This window comes from Streptomyces sp. Ag109_O5-10, assembly GCF_900105755.1.
Lineage (GTDB): Bacteria > Actinomycetota > Actinomycetes > Streptomycetales > Streptomycetaceae > Streptomyces.
The window spans coordinates 8,813,280-8,832,261 of record NZ_FNTQ01000001.1 but is presented as its reverse complement, the minus strand read 5'-3'; the positions used below and the strand labels follow the sequence as shown (position 1 = coordinate 8,832,261).

Annotated in this window: 20 protein-coding genes; 14 read left to right on the top strand and 6 right to left on the bottom strand. The window is 68.7% G+C overall.

All coding sequences use genetic code 11. The annotated features are described in order from the left end of the window. Window positions 1–147 precede the first annotated feature (147 nt). Window positions 148–876 (bottom strand): SDR family oxidoreductase, encoded by a 729-nt coding sequence (locus BLW82_RS40240; RefSeq protein WP_093507060.1) that lies wholly within the window; start codon window positions 874–876, stop codon window positions 148–150. Between the two features lie 418 nt (window positions 877–1,294). On the opposite strand from BLW82_RS40240, the gene BLW82_RS45895 reads away from it, so the two are divergent. Continuing rightward, the gene (locus BLW82_RS45895; RefSeq protein ID WP_371131524.1) at window positions 1,295–1,774 is read left to right on the top strand and encodes an Ohr family peroxiredoxin; all 480 of its coding nucleotides are present in this window, start codon (window positions 1,295–1,297) and stop codon (window positions 1,772–1,774) included. A 138-nt stretch (window positions 1,775–1,912) separates the two neighbouring features. On the opposite strand, the gene BLW82_RS40230 is transcribed toward BLW82_RS45895, so the two are convergent. Beyond that, complete coding sequence (locus BLW82_RS40230; protein WP_093507056.1) at window positions 1,913–2,443, bottom strand: DUF1003 domain-containing protein; 531 nt, start codon at window positions 2,441–2,443, stop codon at window positions 1,913–1,915. A gap of 172 nt (window positions 2,444–2,615) precedes the next feature. Between BLW82_RS40230 and BLW82_RS46410 the strand changes: the two genes are divergently transcribed. Further along, on the top strand, window positions 2,616–2,843 hold the full coding sequence (locus BLW82_RS46410) for an alpha/beta fold hydrolase (RefSeq protein WP_107408624.1): 228 nt from the start codon (window positions 2,616–2,618) through the stop codon (window positions 2,841–2,843). A gap of 118 nt (window positions 2,844–2,961) precedes the next feature. Here BLW82_RS46410 and BLW82_RS40220 read toward each other — a convergent pair whose 3' ends face one another. Further along, entirely contained in the window at window positions 2,962–3,567 is a 606-nt protein-coding gene (locus BLW82_RS40220) for a TetR/AcrR family transcriptional regulator (RefSeq protein WP_093507052.1), read from the bottom strand. Window positions 3,568–3,689: 122 nt separating this feature from the next. Between BLW82_RS40220 and BLW82_RS40215 the strand changes: the two genes are divergently transcribed. The 3 genes from BLW82_RS40215 (at window position 3,690) to BLW82_RS40205 (ending at window position 6,307) form a co-directional block, all read left to right on the top strand. Further along, window positions 3,690–4,910 (top strand): ABC transporter permease, encoded by a 1,221-nt coding sequence (locus BLW82_RS40215; protein WP_143063742.1) that lies wholly within the window; start codon window positions 3,690–3,692, stop codon window positions 4,908–4,910. A 15-nt stretch (window positions 4,911–4,925) separates the two neighbouring features. Then, complete coding sequence (locus BLW82_RS40210) at window positions 4,926–5,498, top strand: winged helix-turn-helix transcriptional regulator (protein ID WP_143063741.1); 573 nt, start codon at window positions 4,926–4,928, stop codon at window positions 5,496–5,498. 143 nt (window positions 5,499–5,641) lie between these two features. Further along, window positions 5,642–6,307: a nitroreductase gene (locus tag BLW82_RS40205; RefSeq protein ID WP_093508531.1), complete on the top strand. Its 666-nt coding sequence runs from the start codon at window positions 5,642–5,644 to the stop codon at window positions 6,305–6,307. Between the two features lie 37 nt (window positions 6,308–6,344). Here the strand turns inward: BLW82_RS40205 and BLW82_RS40200 are convergent, their stop codons facing one another. From BLW82_RS40200 to BLW82_RS40190, 3 genes are read right to left on the bottom strand one after another with little or no spacing between them, the layout of a single operon-like run. Beyond that, window positions 6,345–7,139, bottom strand: coding sequence for a hypothetical protein (locus tag BLW82_RS40200; RefSeq protein ID WP_093507046.1), 795 nt, complete (start codon window positions 7,137–7,139; stop codon window positions 6,345–6,347). Next, window positions 7,139–9,454, bottom strand: coding sequence for an HAD-IB family phosphatase (locus BLW82_RS40195; RefSeq protein WP_093507044.1), 2,316 nt, complete (start codon window positions 9,452–9,454; stop codon window positions 7,139–7,141). Before BLW82_RS40195 ends, BLW82_RS40200 begins: the two co-directional genes overlap by 1 nt. Then, window positions 9,451–10,275, bottom strand: a complete 825-nt coding sequence (locus BLW82_RS40190; protein WP_093507042.1) for a hypothetical protein — start codon at window positions 10,273–10,275, stop codon at window positions 9,451–9,453. Before BLW82_RS40190 ends, BLW82_RS40195 begins: the two co-directional genes overlap by 4 nt. Window positions 10,276–10,590: 315 nt before the next feature. Between BLW82_RS40190 and BLW82_RS40185 the strand changes: the two genes are divergently transcribed. The 9 genes from BLW82_RS40185 (at window position 10,591) to BLW82_RS40145 (ending at window position 18,970) form a co-directional block, all read left to right on the top strand. Next, complete coding sequence (locus tag BLW82_RS40185; RefSeq protein WP_093507040.1) at window positions 10,591–11,382, top strand: SDR family NAD(P)-dependent oxidoreductase; 792 nt, start codon at window positions 10,591–10,593, stop codon at window positions 11,380–11,382. Between the two features lie 135 nt (window positions 11,383–11,517). Then, window positions 11,518–12,159, top strand: coding sequence for a lysophospholipid acyltransferase family protein (locus tag BLW82_RS40180; protein WP_256216118.1), 642 nt, complete (start codon window positions 11,518–11,520; stop codon window positions 12,157–12,159). Next, window positions 12,156–13,859: an FAD-binding oxidoreductase gene (locus BLW82_RS40175; RefSeq protein WP_218162394.1), complete on the top strand. Its 1,704-nt coding sequence runs from the start codon at window positions 12,156–12,158 to the stop codon at window positions 13,857–13,859. The genes BLW82_RS40180 and BLW82_RS40175 overlap by 4 nt, the downstream gene beginning before the upstream one ends. A gap of 77 nt (window positions 13,860–13,936) precedes the next feature. Further along, complete coding sequence (locus BLW82_RS40170; protein ID WP_093507037.1) at window positions 13,937–14,266, top strand: WhiB family transcriptional regulator; 330 nt, start codon at window positions 13,937–13,939, stop codon at window positions 14,264–14,266. A 158-nt stretch (window positions 14,267–14,424) separates the two neighbouring features. Further along, entirely contained in the window at window positions 14,425–16,050 is a 1,626-nt protein-coding gene (locus BLW82_RS40165; protein WP_093507035.1) for a cytochrome bc1 complex cytochrome b subunit, read from the top strand. A 72-nt stretch (window positions 16,051–16,122) separates the two neighbouring features. Beyond that, complete coding sequence (locus BLW82_RS40160) at window positions 16,123–16,752, top strand: HAD family hydrolase (RefSeq protein WP_256216117.1); 630 nt, start codon at window positions 16,123–16,125, stop codon at window positions 16,750–16,752. Between the two features lie 133 nt (window positions 16,753–16,885). Next, window positions 16,886–17,041: a hypothetical protein gene (locus tag BLW82_RS40155; RefSeq protein ID WP_177232775.1), complete on the top strand. Its 156-nt coding sequence runs from the start codon at window positions 16,886–16,888 to the stop codon at window positions 17,039–17,041. A 70-nt stretch (window positions 17,042–17,111) separates the two neighbouring features. Further along, entirely contained in the window at window positions 17,112–17,735 is a 624-nt protein-coding gene (locus tag BLW82_RS40150; protein ID WP_093507031.1) for a DUF5134 domain-containing protein, read from the top strand. A gap of 29 nt (window positions 17,736–17,764) precedes the next feature. Beyond that, window positions 17,765–18,970 (top strand): acyl-CoA dehydrogenase family protein, encoded by a 1,206-nt coding sequence (locus BLW82_RS40145; RefSeq protein ID WP_093508529.1) that lies wholly within the window; start codon window positions 17,765–17,767, stop codon window positions 18,968–18,970. Window positions 18,971–18,982: the final 12 nt, after the last annotated feature.

The window sequence follows — 18,982 nt, the reverse complement described above, 5'->3', positions numbered from 1 at the left end:
TCGGCCGACGACAGCGAGCAGCTCCTCCCCTGCGCGCCGCCATGGCTCTCGCCATGGCGGCGCCGTCGTATGGACGGCGTCCCCGGGCGGGCGCACGGCGTCCTCGGACGAACGCAGGGCGCCCCGAACGCCCCGGCCGCGCCCTGGTCAGGAAAGCCAGTCGGTGTAGCGGGTGGGCGCGAGGTGCGCGTTCTTGTCGGTGAGGACGTCGCCCTTGACCACGGCGAACATACCGGCAGTGGGGTCGGTGACGACGGTACGGGGGTCGCCCTTGTGGGACAGAGTGATCCGGCCCAGTTCGTCCAGGGGGAAGATCTCGGGGCCGGCGATGTTGCGGATCCCGTTCAGCGGGGCGCCGGCGGCCACCTCCGCCACCGCGTGCGCCACATCCCGGGAGGCGATGGGCTGAATGGGCGTGGCGGGAAGCCGGACGGTGTCCGCGTCGGCGGTCCAGGACAGCACCGCATCCATGAAGTCCATGAACTGCGTGGCCCGGACGATCGAATAGGGGATCGGCCCGTCCGCGAGGATCTTCTCCTGGAGCGTCTTGGCGCGGTAGTAGTCCAGCTCGGGCACCTGGTCCGTGCCGACGATCGAGAGGATGACGAAGTGACCGACACCGCCCTTGTCGGCCGCCGCCAGGAGGTTGTCCATCGAGGTCTGGAAGAACGCGAGGGAGGCGTCGTCGAAGGTCGGGGAGTTCGTCAGGTTGATGACGACGTCGGCTCCCATGACCGCCTCGTCCAGGCCCTGACCGCTGAGGATGTCGACTCCTGTGGACTGCGAGTGCGGCACCGCCTCGTGCCCGGCGGTGTTCAACTCCTTGACGACCTGCGACCCGATCAGTCCCGTACCGCCGATGACCGCGAACTTCATGACATGCCCTTCCGCCGGCGACCAGCCCGGAATGTTACGTAAGTCACTATATGTGAGCACCAAGGGTTCGGCTCGGACACATGTCAGGGTGCGCAGCAGCCTCCGTCAGCCGCGCGGCGACCCACCCGCGTCCGCCTCGACGGCGACTGTCACAACGGCGGGCATATGTCGGTCAACTGGCTGTCCGCATCTGGAAACCCTCCATACGCGAAGGTGCCCCCATGGCATTCGACATCACCGGTCCGTCGGGTTCTGCCCATGGCCGCCCGGAATCCCGCAGCGCACGGCGGCTCGGTACAGGCAGGTCGCCGGGTGCGCACAGGCCGACGGAGGTGAGCCCTACGGCGTCGGTTTCGGCTCAGCGCCCGGCTGTGTACTGCGACGCCGACGGAGACATGCCGTGAACGAGCCGACCCGGTTGCCCGATCTTTCCGCTGACAAGGACTTCCACGGAGAGGCCTTCGCGCCGATCTACACCACCACTGTGACGGTGAACGGGGGGATGGCGCATCACGGCCGGGCCTCGGGAAGGGCCCGCTCGGGCGACGGCGTCCTGGATCTCGACCTGCGCATGCCGGCGGAACTGGGCGGAGACGGCCAGGGGACGAATCCCGAGCAGTTGTTCGCCGCCGGTATTGCCGCCTGTTTCCACGGGGCGCTGAGTCTGGTCGCGCGGCAGGCCGCACTGGACCCTGCAGCGATCTCCGTGGAAGCGACCGTGGCTTTCGGACGGGACCCGGAAGACGGCGGCTATCTGTTGCATGTCGACCTTGAGGTCAAGTGGCCGGACATCGACCTGGCCGCCGCGGCCCCGCTCGTGGAGAAGGCCGATTCGCTCTGCCCGTACACGAAGATGGCCCTGCGGGGAACACCGACGAGTATCAGGCTGGCCTCATAGCCGACTGCGTCGGCTGCTTGCCCGGCCGTACGTCGTTTCGACGGCTGTCGTGTGTCTCGTGCTTGCACACGGCAGCCGTCGAAAGAGAGTGCCGACCACCACTCCTCAGCACCGATACCGGCCGCCGGAAGGCCCTGTTCACAGCGCATCCGGGGCCACGGGCGGAACGTCGGAGCCCGATTCCAGCGCGCTCCTGCTCTGCTTGATGATCTCCTGGACGTGCAGCTCGATCTCCTCCGGATTCAGGCCGAGCGCCTTTCCTGTGTGCACCGCCCAGATCTCGGCACGAAGATTGGTCTCGAAATCCAGGTCGGCCCGGACGTTCTCCCGTACTGCTTGCCGGTTCTGGCTCACCATGACGAAGGTCGACAGGAAGATGGCCTCAAGGCTCACGATCATGGTGAGCAGCCCGAACGGGTAGGGGTCGAAGACCGCTACGGCGCCGAACAGCCTGAGGTTGAGGGCGATCCACACCGCGAACCAGACGGCATGCACGTAGACGAAGCCCATCGTGCCCGCGAAGGCCGTGATCACGTCCGCGAACCGATCCTGCGACGTGCGCACCCTGGCGAACACCAGCCGCTCGTGGCGCGCGCGGAGGTCGGGGCGGTCAGCGCCCCCGGAAGCGGAGCGCGGCCGGGAGGTCCGGCCTTCTGATCGAACGGTCATTCGCACTTACACCCTCATTCCCTCGCCGAGGACGCCATCGCCACCGGCCGCCCATGGCCTCGGCCCATCAGGTGGGGACGCCCGGAGCGCCCTCACGCCGGGAGGACACCTGGGAGTACGACCGGAGGTATGACCGTGGAGCCCACGAGATTGTGACGCGGCCCAGCGCCCGCTGGCAGCTTCCGCGGTCACGGAGCCGTCGGGTGAGCCGGCGTGGAAGACGATCCCCTCGTGGGCACTGATCGGCCGCCAGGACAAGATCATCCCGGCGGCCGCGCAAGAGGCGGCGGCGAAGGTCGCGCACACCAAGGTCCAGGAGATCGACTCCTCGCACCTCTCCATGGTCTCCAACCCCGGCGCCGTGGCCAGGCTCATCACCACGGCGGCCCGCACCAGCTGATCCGTACGCGACCCTCCCTTCGAGGCTTCCGGACAGAGCTCTCCGGACTCCTCGAAGGGAGGAAGCGCCGCCCTCGACGACACCGTCGAGGGCGGCTGCCCGGTGTTCCGGAGACCGCTCAGCGCTCACCGGCCGGTCCCGGCCACAGCGCCCGCACTGCGTCGGGCACCTCGGCCACCACCGCCGGATCGAGCAGAGCCACTTGCAGGATGTAACCGGGGAGGACGGAGAGCATCGTCGAAGCGATCCCCTCTGCGGTCGCGTTCGTCGGCAGACCGCCCCGCTCCTGGTGGTCGCGGACCAGAGTGACGAGATTGGCGCGCATGCCGCCCATGAGATCGTCGAGCTTGCGCGCCAGCGAGCGGTTGCGCATGGCCTCTCCCCAGACCAGAACCGCGAGGCCGGCCACGTCCTCCTCGGCGGACTTGACCCGAATCACCTCCAGCAGTTCCGCCATGACCGCCCCCATGGACCGGCCCCGCCGGTTCGCCGCGACGGCGACCGTGACGTCCAGGACATCGCGCATGTTCTCCTCGGCGATCGCGAGGATCATCTCGTCCTTGCTGGTGAAGTGCCGATACACCGCGCCCGCGGACAGCCCCGACTCCGCGAACAGGTCCTGCATGGACGTGGAGTGGAACCCGTCGCGCAGGAAGCAGCGGCGCGCCGCGTCCAGGATCTGCTTGCGGCGGGCGTCCATGTGCTGCTGAGTGACCTTGGGCATGAGACGAGGCTACCAAAGAAAACGAACGTTCGTGTTGACGCTTGCGACCCCACGGGCCAGACTGAACCCCTCAAGAAAAACGATCATTCCTTTTTATGAGAGGGCAGGCCGTGAGGAACCCCTTGTCAGGACACCAGACATGGCGGGAAGTAGCCATCGCCGCCGTCGTGCTGCCCATAGTGATCACGCTGGCGGTGATGACGTTCGCCTGGCCGGCGGGGCGGATCTCGCCGCGCGACGTCCCGGTGGGGATCGTGGGCACGGGGCCGGCCAGTCAGCACGCGGTGGAGAAACTGACTCAGCAGAAGCCCGGTGCCTTCGACTTTCGCCTCTACCCTGACCAGCACGCGGCGCGGTCGGCGATCAGGAACCGGGATGTCTACGGAGCCTTCGCCATCTCCGGCCACGGCATCACCGTGCTGAAGGCCACCGCCGCAAGCCCCTCCGTGGCCCAGCTTCTGACCGATGTCGGACAGCAGCTGGCGGACAAGGCCGCCGCGCAGGCGACCGCCCGGCAGGAGGCTGCCGAACAGAAAGCCGCCGAGCAGAAGGCCGGCGGCGCGCGTTCGCCGGCGAAGGCCCACAAGCAGGCAGCCGCCCAGCAGGGAGCCGCCGGCGCCGATTCCCCGGTGAAGATCCTCGCGAAGTCGGTCGACGTGGTGCCCGTCGCCGCGGACGACCCTCGGGGTGTGGTGTTCAGCTCATCGGTCTTCCCGCTCACGATCTGCGGCATCTTGATCGGGGCGTTCGTCACGATGGCTCGCGGCCTGGCACGCCCGCGGCACCGGGTGCTGACGCTTCTCGTCGCATGCGCCGTCGCGGCCCTCGGCGTCTATGTCGTGGCCCAGGGTTTCCTCGGGGCCCTGCCCCACAACCACGTGGCCACGTGGGCGATCCTGACCCTCGACCTGCTCTCCGTCAGCGCCACCGCCGCCGGTGCGATCCGGCTCTTGGGGCCGGCAGGTCTCGGGCTCAGCGCCGCGATCATGGTCTTCGTCGGAAACGCCTTCTCCGGCGCCACCTCCGCTCCGGAGATGCTTCCCAAGGGCGTGGACTACGTCGGCCAGTGGCTGCCCCCAGGCGCCGGCGCCGGCCTGCTGCGCGACGTCACGTACTTCGACGGCAACGCCGACGCCGGTCACCTTGCCGTCCTCGTCCTGTGGACCGTCTGCGGGCTCACGGCGGTCATGTGCGGCCACTGGGTCATCAGGGAAGGCCGCGGCACGAAGAGCGGTGTGCCGGCTTCCGGAGAGTTGCTCCCGGCAGTGCCGGGCTCCGGCACCGCCCTGACGGTGCCGCGCCACGCGCACGCGCACGCCCGTCGCCACGACGGGGAGGACTGATACCGAGCGCTTCATGTGCGCGATCACGACTTGGCCGCCGTGGACTTCGGACGGATACCGAAGACCGATGAGGCGCCGACCCGCGCCGACTCCCGACACAGCTACGGCTGCGACCGCACCCACGCCCACCGAATCTGCGCGAGTTGTCGCACCGCGACGGCTCGCGCCGTACCGGAACGGACACGCACCATGCCCACCCCACAAGACCCTCACCGGGCAGACCGAACCGAGCATCCGCGGTCCGCCGACACCTCTCCGGCCATCGCCCGGGCCTTCGCCCTGCTCAGCAACGACTGGAACGGCCTGATCCTGATGGCTTTGGCCAAAGGGCCGGCCGATTCCGCGCAGATTCGCGAGCGCGTCCCCGGCATCAGCAGCCGCATGCTCACCCAGCGGCTCCAGGAGCTGACCGCGACCGACCTGGTCACCCAGGAGGTCCGGCCCGGACTGCCATCGCGGCCCCGTTACGCACTCTCACCGCACGGCAACGCGTTCCTCGTCCCCCTGGCCGTTCTGTTCCTTTGGGCGGAAGATCACCTTCCTGTGAGCAGTTCGCCGGCCGACCGACCGGCCACGACCGACCTCTGACAACTTCCCGTCCGGACGCGACCGCCGCGGGAGACGCGAGACGGCGGGGCTACGATCCATGGCATTTCATGCATATTGTTACATTTCATAGTCTTTCGACTGGCAAGGATGGCATGTAGGGCAGACGAGGGAGCCTGGTGATCTTGGACGTCTACGAGGCGGTGACGAGCCGACGAGCCGTACGTGGATTCATCGACCGGCCCGTCCCGAGAGAGGTGCTCGAGCGGGTGCTCTCCGCCGCGGCCTGGGCGCCCTCCGGGTCGAACCTCCAGCCCTGGCACGTCTACGTACTGACCGGCCGGCCGCTGGACGAACTCAAGGAGCTCGCCGGCGGGCGTGTGACCGCGCGCGATCCCTGGGACGAACGCGAATACGAGATGTACCCGCCGACACTGAGGTCCCCCTACCGCGAGCGCCGGTCCGCCTTCGGTGCGGAGCGCTACAGCTCACTGGGCATCGGGCGAGAGGACTGGGAGTCGCGCCAGAGGGCCGCTTCCGCGAACTGGGAGTGTTTCGGGGCACCGGCCGCCCTGTTCTGCTACATCGACCGCGGTCTGGGCCGGCCCCAGTGGTCCGACCTGGGCATGTACCTGCAGACGGTGATGCTGCTGCTCCGCGCCGAAGGCCTGCACAGCTGCCCGCAGATGGCGTGGTCGGTCTACCGCAAGACCGTCGCGGAGGTCCTCTCGCCCCCGGACGACCTCATCCTCTTCTGCGGTATGTCGATCGGATTCGAGGACACCGCGGTGCCCTACACCCGTACCGGCCGGGCACCGCTCGAACAGACGGTCACCTTCGTCGCCGAATAGATCCCGTGCGAGAAGGTGACCCTCCGGCGTGGCGGTGTCAGGCAGCGATGCCGCGGCTGTCCATGGCGTCCTCGACGATGCGCAGCCCGTCCAGGCCCGGCAGCTTCGCGATGTGCGCGTCGATGTCGCGGATGAGTTTGCGGCCCTCGGAGCCCCCGAAGAGGTGGGTCATGACATGCGTGACCTCGGTCTCGGGCATGACGCCCGAGCCGACCGGGCCCCAGGCCCTCTCGAGCGCCAGGCGGGCGACCACCCGGGCCTTCTTGCTCGCCGCGAGGCGGTCGCGCGCCTGCGATGCGTAGAACGCGACATGCTTCGTCTCCTGCTGTGCGATCCGCTTGAGCAGCGGCAGCAGCACGGGGTGGCTCTCCAGCGCGGCCAGTCGGTGGTACGCCGCGGTCGCCGACCACTCGTTCGCCGCTCCCCACGCCATGTGCACGGCGACGAAATCGTTTCCGACCAGCCGACCTATCACCGTCTGCTTCACCGTCCCCAGGCGGTCCCGCCAGCCGAGCTTCAGGCGGGTCGCCTTGAGCTCGTCGAAGTCGACTCGGAGGCCGTGGCGCTCCAGCACGGCCGCGAGGGCTTCGCCGTGCCAGAACTCCTCGCGGTTCCACATCGTCATGAAGGCGCCCACCGCCGGCTCGTCGTGAGACGGGGTCGTCAGCAGATCACGCAGGTAGCACACCGTGTGGTACTCGATGTCGCACATGTAGCGCAGTGTGCGCAGCGTCTCCGCGGGCAGCGGGTTGCGCTCGAACTCGTCGAAGTCGAGGTCGGCCCACTGCACGCCGGTGGAGTTCTTCGTGTACTTGTCCATGTCGAAGGCCATCAGTCACTCTTCCCGTCGGTGCGCGTCGGATTCGTCGCCCGGGCCGCGATGACCTCGCGGCGCACACCCGCACCGCCGCTCTTCCAGCGGTGGATGTCCCAGTTCCTCCGGTGCGACGCGCGTGCCAGTTCCGCGTCGGGGTTGATCGCCGAGGGCTTGCCCAGCAGTGACAGCCACGGCAGGTCGGAGTGGCTGTCGCCGTAGCCGTAGGAGGCGGCGAGGTCGTAGCCGCCCTCCTCGGCGTACCGCAGGAGCCACGCGGCCCGCGCCTCGTCCACCAGCGGCGGCTTCGCCAGATAGCCGGTGAGCACCCCGTCCCTCACGTGCATGGAGCTCCCGACGACCTCGTCGAACAGGTCGGCGAGCGGAGCGGCGAGAAGGCCGGCCGAGCCGGTGACCAGGACGGTGCGGTGACCTGCCGCGCGGTGCTCGCGGATACGCGCCAGGGCGTCCGCGCTCGTGTGCCGCAGCATCGTGTCGGCGTAGCCGCTCCGCACCACCTCTTCCAGGCGGGCGACGGGCATGCCGCGGTAGCGGCGCAGGAAGGCGCGGATGAACTCGCCGCGGTCACGTCGCTCGGCGCGGAGGTAGCCGGGCAGGGAGACGAGCAGGTCCGCCACCTCCTTCGGCCAGGCCGCCTTGCGGAAGCCCGCGGTGCGCACCCAGAGGTACTGCTCGACGATGTTGGAGTCGACGACGGTCCGTTCGAGGTCGAAGACGGCGAGTACGTCGGTACGCCGCGGCAGTTCGCGTCGCGGACGGGCGCCCGGCGGCCGGACGGTCGCGGCTCTCCGACGACGGTGGGCGGCCGTCAGCTCGGTGATGGCGGGGAGGTGCACCTTCTGCAGGTACCCCTCCCAGTCGATCCGCTCCACACCGAAGCCACGGTCCTCACGCACTCCGGCCGGAAGGGCGTTGTTCAGCGCGCGGGCGTTGCGGTCGTCGAAGACGATCTCGGTCTGCGCATAGGCGCGGTAGAGGTCGACGAAGTTGCCGAGTGTGGCGATACCGGCGCGCAACTTGGCGTTCCCGGTCGCGAGAGCGCGCTTGCGCTCGTTGTTCGGCATCAGCCGCAAGGCGGCGTCCCACAGGTCGGCCTTCGTCCTCGCCAGCCGGAGGACGCGGTTGAACCTGCGCTCGCCCGAGAACTTCCAGTCCGGCACTTCGACGAATCCGCCGTCCTTCGGAAGCGGGTGCTGCGTGTAGTAATCGCGTACGTTCTCGTACATGCGGTGGAAGGGCAGCGGATTCGACGCGCCCGAGGCGATGTGGAAGTACCGCGGCTCGTCGACGGGGGCCGGGTTGGCCGCCACGGCCAGGATGGCGTTGACGACCAGGTCGACGGGGATGACATCGAGGATCGAGTCGGGCAGCCCGGGGAAGTCGGGCAACTGACCGCGGCCGTAGGCGAAGATCAGCGGATCGGCGACCTTGAAGCCGTCGATCCAGCCGGGGAACGGGTGCCGCAGCGCGCTCTCGATGATCGCGGGCCGGACCACCGAAAGCCGGTGTCCGGCCTCCCCCCAGAGGTCTTCCGCGGCCCGTTCGGCGAGTGCCTTCGTCAGCGTGTAGACGTCGGTCCACCCCAGGCTCTGGGCGCGCCGCCGGCCGGCGGCGACGAGCCGGGAACGCACCCACTCGCGCCGCGCGTTCTCGCTCGCGCGGGCCGCAGCGATCGGGCCCTCCTTGCCGTGGTCGCCGCGGGCGCGGGACATGAACCGCTCGAGCATCGCCGGTTCCCGTGAGGTGAGTTCGGCCTGCTCGTGGATCCGGGTCGCCAGGGTCCACTCGGTGTGCCAGAGGACATCGTGTTCGAGCCTGGCCTCGGGCACCACACCACGGCGGAGCCCTCCGACGTAACAGGTCGACACGTGGACGACGTGCGGGTCGGATCCGGAGGCGAGCAGGGCCTTGTAGAGGCCCACGGCGCCGTTGACGTTCGTGTCGAACGCCTCGTGGATGGGCGGGTCGAACGAGACGGTCGACGCCGAGTGGATGACGACGTCGAGGTCGGCGGGCAGCTCGGGGACGCGGGTCACGCTGCCCTCGAGCACGGTGATCCGTGCCCGGACGATGCGGTCGGCCTCTTCGGCGCCCACGGTGTCCCGCCAGCGCCGGAAGACGGGTTTGCGCAGCAGCTGTCGGAGCCGGTCCTGCCCGGTCTGACTGCCCTTGCGGCGCACGAGGAGTGAGATACGGGTGGCGGGGTGGTCGCGGAGCAGCCGCTCCAGCACGGCCTGCCCGACGAAGCCGGTGGCGCCGGTCAGCAGGACGTGCGCGTCGCCGAGTTCGGTGTTCGCGTGGTGCGGTGTCACGGAAGGAGCCTCGATTCCACGGTAGATGCGACACCGGGACGGATGCCGGGGAGCGCGGCGACCATCCCGCGGATACGGCGCGCCTCGGCCCGTCCGCGCTGGTCGCCGAAGACATGGCGTTCGAAGAAGGTGCGCTCGTGCCCTGAGCGGTCGACCGAGCCGAGCGGCCAGGCGGCGTGCCGGAGAGCACGGCAGGTGATGCGCTGGGCACGAGCGGAGTCGCGTAGCCGGCGCTCGGCCTCCTCGGCGAGGAAGCGGATGTGACGGTTCTTGATCTCCACCAGGGGATCGATGATCGACGCCGTGGCGGAGGACACGCCGGCCAGGCGCCGGTAGGCAGCCTGCGTGATCCATTCGTCCACGAGGCCCGTCGTCACATGTTCGGCGACGATCTGCGTACCGGTGATGCCGGCGACGAGAGAGCGACGGATCGGGCCACGGCGTGCGCGGCGCTCCGCAGGTACCCGCCGTGCCGGACCGGCGCTCGAAGGCAGGTCGCGGGCGGCGGGAGAGGCATCGAGGACGGCGTCGAGAGTGTCGGCAGTCCAGAACCTCTCGAACATCCACGTGGTGAGGAACGCGGTGACCCGGGCGTCCTTGTGTGTCGCCGTCACGAGGAGGTCGCGTACGCGGTGCAGCGTCGTACGTTCCATGTCGCGCAGCGCGCGCACGAGTCGGACGGAGTCGGCGTCGAGCGGCTCTTCGGCGAGCGGCCCGAGGTCGAGCGTCCCGCGGTGGCTGCCGTGTGCCGTGCGGGCGAACTCACGCACGTCGAAGCCCGCTGTCTCGGGCGGCAGGGTCGTCTCGTTGTTCGCGTTCATGCACGGGCTTTCTAGGCGGGAGCGGGGGAAACTCTGCGGCGGTCCCGAAGCCTGCGAGAAGCCACCGGGACCCTCACGTGAGACCGCGCGCCCGACACATGTGTGACATCACTCGCCTCGGTCATGTGCGGAAGCTCGTGTCACAAGGCGGAGGCGTGCCCGGTCTAACGCGATGACCCCGGAAACGAAAGGTGTGTCAGGCGCGTGGACTCAGCCATCTGCCGTTGTACGAGGCAGGTCACCCGGTGCGGCTCGTCGGAGCCGGTCGTCGGCCGAGCGGGGATCTCGGATGTCGAGTAGAGGACGGGTGAGACCGTGCTGAGCCGTACCCGGGTCGCCCTTGTCACCGGTGCCACCTCCGGGATCGGGGCGGCGTTCGCGCGCGCCCTGGCAGACCGCGGATGGGACCTGGTCCTGGTGGCGCGCGACAGGGAGCGGCTCGGCCGGGTGGCCGCCGAGCTCGAATCCCGGGGCCGTGCCGTCGAGGTGCTGCCCGCCGACCTGGCCGAGCGTGCCGACGTCGCACGTGTCGCCGCCCGGCTGGCGGACCCCGCCCGTCCGGTGGACATGCTCGTGAACAACGCCGGTTTCGGCGTGCACGCACCGATGACCTCGGCCGACACCGCTCCGCACGACCGGGCGATCGAGGTCATGGGGCGTGCGGTGCTGGTGCTCGCCGGCGCCGCCGGACGGGCCATGCACGAACGCGGGCACGGCGCGGTCGTCAATGTGTCGAGCACGGCCGGGTTCGTCACGATGGGAAGTTATTCGGCGGTCAAGGCCTTCGTGACCTCCCTCTCGGAGGGACTGGCGAACGAGCTCCACGGAACGGGCGTCACCGTGACGGCACTCTGCCCGGGCTGGGTCCGCACCGAATTCCACACGCGGGCCGGAATCCGCTCGTCGAGCATTCCGGACTTCCTCTGGCTCGACGCCCGGCGAGTCGTCGAGACGACTCTGCGCGACGTCCGCCGCGGACGGGTGATCTCCGTGCCGAGCTTCCGGTACCGGTTGCTCATCTGGTGCGCACGTCATCTGCCACGCCACACGCTGCGGTGGATCTCGCGACGGATCTCGTCCAGCCGCACGGACATTCTCACTGACTGAAGGAATCAGTGCGGGCGAACCCGCACGGGAAGGAAGCGGATGCCTGCGACGGTACGCGACCGTTTCACCTCACGCTCACACGCCGCGGCGCGTTTCATCGCACAGCGGGGGCTGCTGAAGCCTCTCGTCTGGAGCGTGACCAGCGTCACGGTGCTCGGGCGCGAGCGGTTGACGAACGTCGAGGACTCGTATGTCGTCGTCGCCAATCACACCTCGCATCTGGACACGCCACTCATCATGGGCGCGCTGCCGCGCCGGCTGGCGCGCTACCTCGCGGTGGGAGCCGCTGCCGACTACTTCTTCGACGTGTGGCGGCGACGCGGCCTGACGGCCCTCTTCTTCAACGCCTTCCCGGTCGACCGCACCGGAGCGTACGCGCGCGGAGTGAGCACCCGCGCCGTGACCGCCAAGGCTCTGCTGAACCGGGGAGTGCCACTCCTGATCTTTCCGGAGGGGACCCGATCGCGCGACGGTTCGCTCGGAACGTTCAAGCCGGGGGCGGCGGCACTCGCCTCGTCGGCCGAGGTGCCGGTGCTTCCCGTCGCGGTCATCGGCGCGCATGCGGCGCATCCTCGCGGATCGAACTGGCCGAGGCCGGGCCGGCTGCCGGTCGGGGTCGTCTTCGGCGAACCGCTCACTGCTTTTCCCGGGGAGTCGAGGAGCGAGTTCACCGAACGTATCCGCTCGGCGATCCTCACCCTCACCGAGGAGAACTCCGAACGCATCCTCGGCGTGAGTACAACCTCACGTCGTATTCCCGAAGGAGACCACTCGTGACCGAACCTGCCGGCCGCACCGACGCGACGCGCACCGCTGATGTGAAACACATGAAGTGGTGGGGCTGGGGCGTGGAAGGTGTCGGCTTCCGACACGAGGACAAGCCTGGTTTCGCGCCGTTCGTACAGCGGGCCATCGGCCTCGATCTCCGGGCGGCCGAACACACCACCGCGGGGCCCGACTTCGCGCAGTTGAAGGTGCCGCCCTCGGAAGCGCCCGAGGGATTCGTCACGCTGCTGACGGACATCGTCGGAGCCGGCAACGCGGTCGTGGACGACCTGTCCCGCGTCGTCCACACCTACGGCAAGAGCCTGCGAGACCTGGTCCGCATCCGGGCCGGCGAGATGGGGCGCAGTCCCGATGTGGTCGTCTACCCGGCTGACGAGGCGGAGGTGCGGAGGGTCGTCGACGCGGCTGTCGAAGCGGACGCCGTGATCATTCCCTTCGGGGGCGGCAGCAATATCGCGGGCAGCCTGGAGCCGCACGTGGACGAGGACCGGGTGGTCGTCTCGCTCGACCTCGGCCGCCTCGACCGGGTGCTGGAGATCGACCCCGACTCCGGCCTGGCGCGGGTCCAGGCCGGGGCGCAGGGGCCCGGCCTCGAGGCCCGACTCAACCAGGAGGGCTGGACGACGGGGCACTTCCCCGACTCGTTCACCCACTCGACGCTGGGCGGGTGGGTCGCCACGCGCTCGTCCGGCATGCAGTCGGACAAGTACGGCGACATAGCGGACATCGTCAAGGGGCTGCGCGTCGTGCGGGCCGGCGGGGTCCTCGTGATCCGTGCCGTGCCGAGCGCGTCGACCGGGCCGAGCGTCCGGGAGATGGTGGTGGGCTCAGAGGGGCGGCTCGGCGTCATCACCGAGGTCACGGTGCAGGTGCACCGGCTCCCCGCGAAGCGGGTGATCCACGCCTACTTCTTCAGGAATCTCGACCACGGCCTCGCGGCGATGCAGGAGATCGCGGAAAGCGATGTGTCGCCCTCGGTCACCCGTGTCTCGGACGCGCACGAGACTGGCTTCTCCCTGGCGACGAGCAAGGAGTCGAGGGGCGTTCGGAAGACGGGACAGGCCGGCCTCATGGCGTACCTCAGGCGGCGTGGCTGGAACCTGGACGAGATGTGCCTCTCCTTCATCGGCTTCGAGGGCGACAAGGCACACGTGAAACGGCAGAAGTCGATCGTCGACCGGATCGTGCGCAGGCATCACGGCATCGGCGTCGGCAGGGGACCGGGTGCGCTCTACGACCAGAAGAAGTTCGACACGCCCTACATCCGCGACTTCCTGCTCGACCGCGGGGCCGCCGGCGACGTGAGCGAGACGGCCGGCCCGTGGTCGAAGCTCCGCGGCATCCACGCGGCGGTCTACGAGGCGGCCGACCTCGCCTACGAGAGGATCGGCCGCACCGGCTGGACCATGTCGCACATGTCGCACTCCTATCACTCCGGAGCCTGCCTCTACTTCACGTTCGCCTTCGTCTTCGGCGACGACCCGCTCGGCGAGTACGACACCGTCAAGCGCGCGATCCAGCAGGCGTTCGTCGACGCCGGCGGCACGATCTCGCACCACCACGGGGTGGGCCTGGAGCACGCGCCCTGGCTGGCGGAGGACATCTCCCCCCAGGGTGTCGCGATCATGTCGGGCCTCTTCGGCGCCGCCGACCCGGGGGGCAACTTCAACCCGCGCAAGATCGTGGTCTGAGCGGGTGCGCGCCACCTTGTCACACACCGGCCAGGTGCCCCGTCTCAGATGACAACCCCCCGGAGGTCTCCTCTGTCATGGCTACAGCACAACGCGACCACACGACGCACTGGCGTGAACGGGGAGCCTGCCCGCGCGTCGACCCCGATCTGTTCTTCCCCATCGGCGACGGCGGCCTGACGCAGGTTCAGATCACCGAGGCCAAGGCCGTCTGCCGTCGATGTCCGGTCATGGAGCAGTGTCTCGGCTGGGTCATGCAGGTCGAGCAGGTGGAAGGCATCTGGGGCGGGACGACGGAAGGCGAGCGCCGCCTGATGAGGCGACGCGACGACACTGACGAACACCTCGGGGCAAGACGTGTCACATCCACGCGTCCTGCTCGGTCGTATGGGTGGAAGCAGTCATGAGCCTGCTCGCCCAGGGAGTGCGGACCAGGCGGCCCGCCGACTCGGTTCCGCCCACGACAAGCGACTGACCTGCCGTATCCGTTCCCTGTCCGGCAGCAAGACGGGCTCATGCATCGCGAGCGTCCCTTTTCGGGCCGGGTGAGGAATGGTTGCCGGACATGGATGATCCGAGCCAGAAGGAAGAAGTGGCCGAAGGAGGCGATGGGGAGCGCATCGCCCGCTGGGCGGACGGACGCCTGGGCCCGAACAGCCTGCTGCGGGCCACATCACGAAAGACGTTCCCCGACCACTGGTCCTTCTTGTTGGGGGAGATCTGTCTCTACAGTTTCCTCGTCATTGTCGTGACCGGGGTTTATCTGAGCCTGTATTTCCATCCGTCGATGAAAGAGGTGCAGTACAACGGCAGTTATCTGCCGTTGCGGGGGCAGACGGTGTCGGAGGCGTACAACTCCACGATGCACGTCTCCTTCGACGTCCGGGGCGGCCTGTTGATCCGGCAGGCGCATCACTGGGCGGCCCTGGTGTTCATCGGGGCCGCGCTCGTCCACATGCTGCGTGTGTTCTTCACCGGGGCCTTCCGCAAACCCCGTGAGTTCCAGTGGCTGTTCGGCTTCCTGCTGCTGGTCCTCGGAATGTTCGGAGGACTGACCGGATACGACCTGCCGGACGACCTTCTTTCCGGCACCGGGCTCGCCGTCGTGAACGGGACAATACTTTCCATACCCGTCGCCGGAACCTACCTGTCGATGTTTCTCTTCGGAGGCGGGTTCCCGGGCGGTGAACTGGTGGCGCGCTTCAACGCGATCCATGTCCTGGTCATCCCGGCCATCATGGTGGGACTGCTCGTGGCCCATCTGATCCTGCTGCTCCACCACAGGCACACGCAGTATCCGGGCCCGGGCCGGAGCAACAGGAACCTGGTGGGCCTGCCGCTCAGGGTGCGGGCGGTGAAGTCCGCGGGTGTCCTCTTCCTGGTCGGCGGTGTCATCTTCGCGATCGCGGCCCTCGCGCAGATCAATCCCATCTGGCTGTACGGCCCCTACCGCGTCGACCAGGTCTCGGCCGGCTCACAGCCCGACTGGTACATGGGCGTGGCGGACGGACTGCTGCGCGTCATGCCGGGCTGGGAGATCGCCCTGTGGGGCCACACCCTGGCCCTGGACAACCTGATTCCGCTGGTGGCGGGCGTCGGCTTCTTCCTGGCCATGGGCGCATACCCGTTCATCGAGTCCTGGGTGACCGGGGACGATCGTGAGCAGCACCTTCTCGACAGACCGCGCAACCGCCCCGTGCGCACGGCACTCGGTGTGGCCTGGATCGGCTTCTATCTGGTGTCGCTCATCGGCGCCGCGAACGACATCATCGCCACCCGGTTCCATCTCTCGGTCGAATCAGTCACGTGGGCGGTCCGCGTCGGCCTCTTCGTCGTGCCTGTCGCGGCCTACGCCGTGGCGAAGCGGTGGTCCCTCGGTCTGCAACGCAGGGATCGCGACAAGGTGCTGCACGGTCGCGAGACGGGCGTCGTCAAGCGCCTGCCGCACGGCGAGTTCGTCGAGGTGCACGAGCCTCTCGGCCGGGCGGAGCTCCACCTCCTGACACAGCATGAGCAGTACACACCGATCGCACCCGGCGCGAACGGCGACACGGGCGACCGGGGTGCAGGCGCCCGCCTCGCCCGGCGCCTGCGGGTCGGGGCCAGCCGTGCCCTCTACGGCGAAGGCTCGCAGATCCCCAAGCCGACCTTGCCGGAGTACCAGGAGATCACTGACAAGCACCGTGCGTGACAGTGCGGCCCGGATGCCGACAGACGGTGTGGGAGAGAGGTTCGGAAAACTGTGCCGAGAACATGTCTCATAGTGGACTTCGGCGGTGTTCTCACAACATCGCTCGACGATGCGGTGCGCGGCTTCGAAGCCCGCGAAGGCCTGCCCGAGGGGGCGGTGGAGCACGGCTGGTACCGGAACCCGGCGATGGTCGCGCTCACTCACGACCTCGAATGCGGCAGGGCCAGTCAGTCCGGCTGGAACCGGCGCATGGGCCGGGCGCTGGGCATCGACAGCACCGACCTGCTGGGCCGGATCTTCGCGGACTCCCGTCTCGACGATTCCATGGTGGCGGTGCTGGCCCGGGCCCGCGCCTGCGGCCTGAAGACGGGTCTGCTGTCCAACAGCATGGGCTTGGCGCCATGGAACATGTACCGGGGCTTCGACATCGACACGGCCTTCGACGCGGCGTTCGTCTCCGGGCAGCACGGACTGCGCAAACCGGACCCGGCTGCGTATCGGCTGCTCCTCACGATGCTCGAAGTGCCCGGCGGGGACTGCGTCTTCGTCGACGACAACGCCGAGAACCTGCCGCCCGCCGAGGCCCTGGGAATGGCCACTGTTCTGCATCGCAGCGCAGAGCTCTCCACGGCGCGGCTCGGGGAACTGCTGGGCGTCGCCCTCACGCCGGAGCCCCGTCCGGCGTTCGCGCCGGTGTTGTGACATCGCGGCGCAGCCTGCTGTGTCACGGATTCACCGTGCGTCCGGTCATCACTGCGGGAGGCGCGTGGGACCAGGATGCAGCGGATCCACGGAGGTGGAACACGATGCCGGAGAAGCCCGGCCGGGTGGTGATGTGATCCATGACCAGGACGGCAACGCACTGACGCATGCGCGGACCCGGTTCGTCGCGACCATGATGTGCGCGCCGGGCAGGCCGATGCTCCAACTCGTCGGTGAGAAGGAACCGGCCGAACGGACCCATCTGCGCGCCCCGTGCCCCACCGGCTGACCACCCAACCGCTCACACAAGCCAGTTCCGACACGGATCCCGACCGCTCCGTGGGAGGGTGCGACTCGGCATGAGTGCCACCGACGTTGTCCATTACATGCTGACCGCCTTGTTCGCGGCGGCCGCCGTCCGAGCGCTCCGGCAGAGTGTCGTGGCCCGGGCCGGTGGCTGCCGCCGCCGCGTCGACCATCTGCTGCACGCCGCCATGGCACTGACCATGGCGGTGATGCCGTGGAGCCGGGGCGGCGCCCTGCCCGCGCTGCCGCAGTCGGTCTTCTTCGCCGCCGCCGCACTGTGGTTCCCGCTGACCGCCGTCAGGAGCGGCCAGGAGGGACAACTGTCGGCAACGGTGCGGAGACTGCCCTACGCGGTGGGCATGGCGGCGATGACCTGGATGTCGTACCGCGCGGCGGGGCATGGGCACCGGACCATGGCCGACGGCGTTCCGACGGCACATCAGGCCATGCAGGTCAGCCACTCCATGGGCGAGTCGAAGGCCGGCAGCGTCGTCACCGTGGTGTTGGCGCTGTACCTGCTCACCTGTGCTCTGCGGGCGCTGACCCGCGACATGCCCGCGCTGCGCGCGACCACCGGCACGGTGGCCGACTCGACCAGCCTGAGCGATGTGTGCGACCGCTTCTGGGACGGAGCGACAGCCATGGGAACGCTGGTCATGCTTCTGATGCCCCATTGACCGAAACGAAGACCTTCCAGGAGAACACCGTGACCACCACTCCCCCTGCGCTGTCGGACGACCTGCTCGCCGCCGACTTCTACCTCTACGAGGCGCTTCTCCCGGACGAGGAACGCACAATACTGGGCAAGGCCCGCGCCTTCCTGCGTGACGAGGTGAAGCCGTTGGTCAACGGGTACTGGGACAAGGGCGAGTTCCCCGTGGAACTGATCGAGAGGTTCCGCGGGAGCGGCCTGACCGCCCTGTCGTACGAGGGTTACGGTGACCACCTGCCCGCCACCAGCCATCTGCTCGGCGGCATGCTCGCGATGGAGATGAGTCGCGTCGACGCCTCGGTCGCCACATTCTTCGGTGTCCACAACGGCCTCAGCTTCTACTCCATCCTCACCGGTGGCGACCAGGAGCAGCGGGAGAGGTGGCTGCCCGCCATGGCCTCGATGGAGAAGATCGGCGCCTTCGCCATGACCGAACCGCTGGGTGGCTCCGACGTCTCCGGCGGCATGCGCACCACTGCCGAGCGCCGGGGCGGCACTTGGGTGCTCAACGGCGCGAAGAGGTGGATCGGCAACGCCACCTTCGCCGACCACGTCGTGGTGTGGGCGCGTGACGTGGACGACAACCAGGTCAAGGGCTTCGTCGTCGAGAAGGGCACCCCCGGGTTCGTGCCGGTGAAGATCGAGGGCAAGATCGCGCTCCGGATCGTAGAGAACGCCGAGATCACCCTGACCGACGTACGGGTCCCGGAGGCCGACCGCCTCCAGAACATCAACTCCTTCAGGGACGTCGCGGAGATCCTGCGCTTCACCCGCAGCGGTGTCGCCTGGCAGGCTCTGGGCGTCATGATCGGCGCCTACGAGCTCGCACTCGGCTACGCCAAGGAGCGGCGGCAGTTCGGGCGCCCGATCGCCGGATTCCAGATGGTGCAGGACCTGCTGGTGAAGAGCCTGGGCGACATCACCGCGTCCTGGGGCATGCTGGTGCAGCTCGCCCGGCTGCAGGACCAGGGCATCTTCCGCGACGACCACTCGGCGCTGGCCAAGGGGTTCACCACGTCCCGGATGCGCGAGGTCGTCGCGGCCGGCCGCGAGATCTTCGGCGGCAACGGCATCGTCCTCGACTACGACGTCGCACGGTTCTTCGCCGACGCCGAGGCCCTCTACTCCTACGAGGGCACCCGCCAGATGCAGACCCTCATCGTCGGCAAGTCCATAACCGGGCAGAGCGCTTTCGTCTGAGGTGCGGCTTCG